6 protein-coding genes are annotated in these 2,683 nt (G+C 36.0%); 4 read left to right on the top strand and 2 right to left on the bottom strand.

Going from position 1 to position 2,683, the window contains the following annotated elements; translation table 11 throughout:
- The 4 genes from ACI4WO_RS03980 to ACI4WO_RS03995 form a co-directional block, all read left to right on the top strand.
- A partial coding sequence (locus ACI4WO_RS03980; RefSeq protein ID WP_439806265.1) for an undecaprenyl phosphate translocase family protein occupies nucleotides 1-477 on the top strand: 477 nt, incomplete at its 5' end.
- Nucleotides 478-764: 287 nt separating this feature from the next.
- Nucleotides 765-938, top strand: a complete 174-nt coding sequence (locus ACI4WO_RS03985; protein ID WP_439806266.1) for a hypothetical protein — start codon at nucleotides 765-767, stop codon at nucleotides 936-938.
- Nucleotides 939-955: 17 nt separating this feature from the next.
- Nucleotides 956-1,306 carry a sulfite exporter TauE/SafE family protein gene (locus ACI4WO_RS03990; RefSeq protein WP_439806267.1) on the top strand — a complete coding sequence of 117 codons (351 nt, stop codon included), beginning with the start codon at nucleotides 956-958 and terminating at the stop codon, nucleotides 1,304-1,306.
- Nucleotides 1,303-1,671, top strand: a complete 369-nt coding sequence (locus tag ACI4WO_RS03995; RefSeq protein WP_439806268.1) for a TSUP family transporter — start codon at nucleotides 1,303-1,305, stop codon at nucleotides 1,669-1,671. The genes ACI4WO_RS03990 and ACI4WO_RS03995 overlap by 4 nt, the downstream gene beginning before the upstream one ends.
- A gap of 3 nt (nucleotides 1,672-1,674) precedes the next feature.
- On the opposite strand, the gene ruvX is transcribed toward ACI4WO_RS03995, so the two are convergent.
- Together ruvX and ACI4WO_RS04005 are read right to left on the bottom strand one after the other, a co-directional pair.
- Entirely contained in the window at nucleotides 1,675-2,112 is a 438-nt protein-coding gene (gene ruvX, locus ACI4WO_RS04000; protein ID WP_439806269.1) for a Holliday junction resolvase RuvX, read from the bottom strand.
- 9 nt (nucleotides 2,113-2,121) lie between these two features.
- Nucleotides 2,122-2,683, bottom strand: a 562-nt coding sequence (locus ACI4WO_RS04005) for a dihydroorotate dehydrogenase (RefSeq protein ID WP_439806270.1), incomplete at its 5' end; no start/stop codon positions are given.

The raw sequence follows: 2,683 nt of genomic DNA on the forward strand, positions 1-2,683 counted from the left end.
GTAAATTTCGGAAGTCTTATGTATTATCTGTTGACTGGAATGATTGCAATTTCCGCAATGGTTCTTCCAGGAATATCCGGCTCTACAATACTTTTGATTTTTGGCACATACCTTCCTATTATGACAGCAATAAAAGATTTGCTTCATTTGAATTTTGAAGGTCTGCCGATAGTGATCTTCGCCGGAATTGGTATTATTCTGGGCATTCTTCTTATAGTCAGACTTGTCAAAAAAGCTTTGGAAAAGTTCCGTGCACAAACGATTTATACAATTCTAGGACTTATGATTGGTTCACTTTTTGCAATTGTCAAAGGTCCTGAATCATTGGACAATCCAAAAGATGCCATGTCATTTGATACATTCAGCATTCTGTTCTTTATAATAGGCGTAGTGATAATCGGCGGTCTTCAGGTAATCAAACATTTTGCCGGAATAAAAAAACAAGTAAAGGAAATACAGACAGAAAAGAATTCATAAAAATTTAACCCTTCTAAGATCAGATCAAATCTCAGAAGGGTTTTCTTATTATAAAAGATTATATTTCAGGATTTACATAATATGATGCCAAATATCTTGCAATTGCTGCAGCATCTCTGATATAACAATTCCATCATCGTTAAAATCCGCTGTTTCAGAAATCTCCGATGAAAATCATTTTTCCATATTTTGTAATAAAATATATATTATTTTGTTATGATTTTTTATGAATTTTTTTTAAATATTGTAAATAATAAAAATGAAAATTTATTTAAGGAGTGAAAACAATGGAATATAAACCTATGATAAAAGGTGCAGTTGTCGGAATGATGGCAGGTACAGCATTTTATATGGTCTCAAAATCACCTGACAGGAAAAAGAAAATGCTAAAAAAAAGTACAGGCAAAGCAATCAAAGCCTTTGGTACGGCTGTTGACTGCTTTTCATCCATGATAGTTTAATTTTTCAGGAGGACGGCGTGGGAAAGTTTTATTTTTATCTTTTGGGTATTATTACCGGACTGGCAAACGGACTATTCGGATCTGGCGGAGGAATTATTGCTGTTCCAATGCTAAAAAAATCCGGACTTAGCACAAAGGAATCCCACGCCACCTCTATTGCATTAACTCTTCCGCTTAGCATTGTAAGCAGTGTTTTTTATTTTAATATTATTAAAGATATATTTTCAGACACACTTATGATTATTGCTGTTGGTCTTATCGGTGCTTTGCTGGGAGGATTTTTTATGAAAAAAATTCCTTCAAAATACTTAAAAAAAGCGTTCGGTATAATATTAATAATTTCAGGAATCAGGTTATTTTTCAAATGAATATTTTATTTTTATTTTCAGCTTTTTTGACAGGAATTCTTGCTTCTATGGGACTTGGAGGCGGAATGATACTTATCCTTTACATGACTCTAATCGCAGGAATGGAACAACTGACAGCACAAGGTATAAATCTGCTTTTTTTTATACCCATAGCCGCTGCTGCACTGATAATTCATACTAAAAACAAGCTTGTAAAATGGAAAAAAATAATTCCGGCAATTATCTGCGGCTGTATAAGCGCAGTTGCCGGAACTTATATTGCAAGACTTATCGGAAATGATTATCTTACTAAAATATTTGCAGTTTTTGTACTGATAACAGGAGTTAAGGAGTTATTTTCCAAATCTGAAACTTCTGATAAATAATATTTAAATTTCATTAACATTTTTTCCACTGTTTTTACGGTATCCCATATAGCTTTCAAGAATAATAGTCGCCGCAACAGCATCTACTACAGCCTTTCGTTTTTTTCCTCTTGTATTTGTAGTATTAAGATAATTGTGTGCAGAAACAGTGGTACATCTTTCGTCCCACATCTCAACAGGCTTGTCTGTCAGGCTCTTAAGCTTTTCGGCAAAAAGCTGACATTTTTCGGCACGTTCCCCCAACGTATTATTCATGTTTTTAGGATATCCCACTACTATAATATCTGCTTTATTGTCAGCCGCCGCCTGTGCGGTCTTTTTTATGCATTCATCAAAATCTTTTTCACAGATAACTCCAGCCGGAGAAGCCAGCATTTCCGATTTGTCACAGCATGCAAGACCTGTACGGGAATCCCCGAAATCAACAGCCATAATTTTCATTTTTTCCTCCTACCATGGCTTTACTGAACCAATAATTTCCTTTACAGATTTTATATTATTCTTATCAAGATAATCATTTATGCCGTCAATAATCTTAATTGGCGCATAAGGATCTGTAAAAATTGCTGCCCCTACCTGTACAGCGGAAGCTCCCGCCATCATCATTTCAACAGCGTCCTCACCACTTGAGATACCGCCCATGCCAATAATAGGAATATTAACTGAATTGGCTGTCTGCCATACCATTCTTACCGCAATAGGCAGTACTGCCGGACCGGACATTCCGCCCATATTGTTTTTCAGAACAGGTCTTCTGGTATTAATATCAATCCGCATTCCCAGAACTGTATTTATCAGGGATAAAGCGTCAGCACCCTCAGCTTCTACAGCTTTTGCAATATCGGTAATACTTGTAACATTCGGAGAAAGCTTGACAACAAGGGGCTTTTTTGTAGCCTTTCTTACAAGCTTTGTGATTCCGGCTGCACCGTCACATGTAGCGCCGAATGCCATTCCCCCCTGTTTTACATTGGGACATGAAATATTAAGCTCTATCATATGAACATCAGTT

Source organism: Porcipelethomonas sp. (genome assembly GCF_051893655.1).
Taxonomy (GTDB): Bacteria; Bacillota; Clostridia; order Oscillospirales; family Ruminococcaceae; genus Porcipelethomonas.